Annotated in this window: 3 protein-coding genes and 1 pseudogene; 2 read left to right on the plus strand and 2 right to left on the minus strand. The window is 64.2% G+C overall.

Translation table 11 applies throughout. The features are described from left to right. Positions 1-258: hypothetical protein (locus MKK69_RS14145; protein ID WP_243968671.1), on the plus strand; the 258-nt coding region annotated here is incomplete at its 5' end. A 68-nt stretch (positions 259-326) separates the two neighbouring features. Here the strand turns inward: MKK69_RS14145 and MKK69_RS14150 are convergent. Then, positions 327-680 carry a methylamine utilization protein gene (locus MKK69_RS14150; protein ID WP_243968675.1) on the minus strand — a complete coding sequence of 118 codons (354 nt, stop codon included), beginning with the start codon at positions 678-680 and terminating at the stop codon, positions 327-329. Between the two features lie 336 nt (positions 681-1,016). Here MKK69_RS14150 and MKK69_RS14155 point away from each other — a divergent pair, with 336 nt between their 5' ends. After that, a complete protein-coding gene (locus tag MKK69_RS14155) occupies positions 1,017-1,361 on the plus strand; it encodes a hypothetical protein (RefSeq protein ID WP_243968673.1) in 345 nt (114 codons plus the stop codon). Here the strand turns inward: MKK69_RS14155 and MKK69_RS14160 are convergent. Beyond that, positions 1,349-1,840 (minus strand): annotated as a pseudogene (locus MKK69_RS14160) (methyl-accepting chemotaxis protein); the annotation flags it as partial. The gene MKK69_RS14155 and the pseudogene MKK69_RS14160 overlap by 13 nt on opposite strands. Between the last annotated feature and the right edge of the window lie 199 nt (positions 1,841-2,039).

The raw sequence follows: 2,039 nt of genomic DNA on the forward strand, positions 1-2,039 counted from the left end.
TCAGTCATGATAGGGACGATCGTCCCGCTGCGCCTCAAGCGCGACGAGACGTCAGCTCTCGCCGACTTGGACACGGCTGCAGCGACGCTGTTGGCCGAGGGGCGTTCGACCACCCTGTCGGCCGCACAGTTCGACGCGATCCTGGACGGTATGGCGGGCCGCCTCGACGCGGATCTCGTGCGCGCGCTCCGGCCGGGCGCTGTGATTTCCGATGCGGTCTCTAGCGAGCAAAGGCTGGCCTCCGCGGGACACGTCTGAGCGTCAGCTTTGGCGGCAGGGCTCCCCACGATCTGAGGCGCCACCGGCGGACGGGTCAGAAGAAGCGCCTACCGCACATGGACGGCGAGCTTCATCTTCGGATGGACGCCGCACAGGACGGTGAAATCACCCTCCGTCGGGAACGTGATGACGGCTTTGGCGCCGGGCTCGATATCTCCGCTGTCGAAGGCGAACGTCTCGGCTTCGACGTAGGCCTGGTGGACGAAGTTGTCGTCATCGTTGACCACCGTGATGTGCTCACCGACGTGGAGTGCGACGTCCCCCGGCCCGAAACGTTTGCCCTTCTGCGATACGATGTGATCCGCATCCGGCAGGCTCGCGATGGCTCCGCTGGCCACAGCCAGCGAGATCACAGTCCCGAGCATGATCACCGGAAGCAACTTCCGGTTGTTATTCAACATCTTGGCCACCGAAAGTAGATCACAATCTCAGATGAGATTGAATTCACTCGGTTAATCGCCCCTCAAGATACCTGAAGTTTTCATATCATGACGAGGTTGTGATAACGTGCCGTTCAAGCGGAAACGATGGCAGAGCGAGGGAGGGGATCTCGAGGCAGATTGAGCGCCGCTCAACGCTAGCCCCACTGTTCGCCATCCTAGCGGCATGCCCGTGCAGCGCGGTTACCGCAATACCGACCTAGACAACGTGTTGTTGAGCGCGTGCTACAGGTCGGGCGCCCTGACGGCGTATCAATCCGTCTAGTCGGCATGCTGGACACCCGTGGGCGAAGGGTCATGACCGAAAGCATCGTCCCGCTACGCAGGAAAGGTCAGCAGCAATTTGCTCTCGACCGCGTCGATGTTGCTGCGGTGGAGCTGCTTGCTTGCGGCCAAGCGACGAGCCTGCAGGCGGCACGGGCTGAGGTGATCCTCGCGGATATGCGAGAGCAGCGGGATCAGATGATGGCGGTGCTCGCCGATCTGCGTAGCCGCGAGCTGACCGGCAACCCTCAGCTCGACGCGGCCCACGCCAACCTCATCACGGCGATCAACGATGGCATCGTGCAGATCGACATGTTCATCGCTCGCGCGCAACTCTTCACGGCGGAAGCCACGCACCCGGAGAGTCAATGCCGGTAGCGTTCGGCCAGCGTCGTCAGCGTCTGGGCTAGATCGGTGATATTGGCTGAGGCGGCCTCGACCTGCCGCGTGCCGGCCGCCGTCTGCTGGCTCGCCTGCCGGATGCCATGTAGGGCCTGCATCACCTGCTCGATCCCGAGCTGCTGCTGGTTCGTGGAAGCCACGATCTGCTGGAACACTTGAGTGCTTTCCTCCACCCGGGCGGTGATCTCCTCGATGGTTCGCTGCGTCGTGTCCGAGCGGGTCTTGCCGGACGCGGCCCGCTTGACCGCCTCCTCGGTGAGCATCACCGAGGTGTTGATCCCTCGTTGGATCTCCCCCAGAAGCCCGCGCACCTGCCCGGTGGCCGCCTTCGCCTGGTCGGCCAAAAGCTTCATCTCCGAGGCCACCACCGCGAAGCTGCGCCCGCTCTCCCCGGCCGCAGCCGCCTCGATGGCCGCGTTGAGCGCCCGCAGGTGCGTGCGCCCCGAGATGTCGTTGGGCCAGCTCTAGCCTGGAGAAGGGCTACGACGTGCTGATGCTGGAGGAGGCATTGTGCGATGCGATCGGTCGAGCACGGACCCGGGCTGGTCGAGTAGAGAACCTGCGCCGAGCCGCGGCGATCGCCGGCCGGCCGGCAGAGCAGCGCGAGGGTATGTTCCTGGTCGCGGTAGACGTAGCCGACCACGACGGCATCGC

This window comes from Methylobacterium sp. J-026, assembly GCF_022829585.1.
GTDB lineage: Bacteria > Pseudomonadota > Alphaproteobacteria > Rhizobiales > Beijerinckiaceae > Methylobacterium.

Excerpts from the sequence above, each read along its gene's own strand:
- MKK69_RS14155 (WP_243968673.1), top strand. The coding sequence starts at position 1,017 with ATGACCGAAAGCATCGTCCCGCTACGCAGGAAAGGTCAGCAGCAATTT.
- MKK69_RS14150 (WP_243968675.1), bottom strand. The coding sequence starts at position 680 with ATGTTGAATAACAACCGGAAGTTGCTTCCGGTGATCATGCTCGGGACT.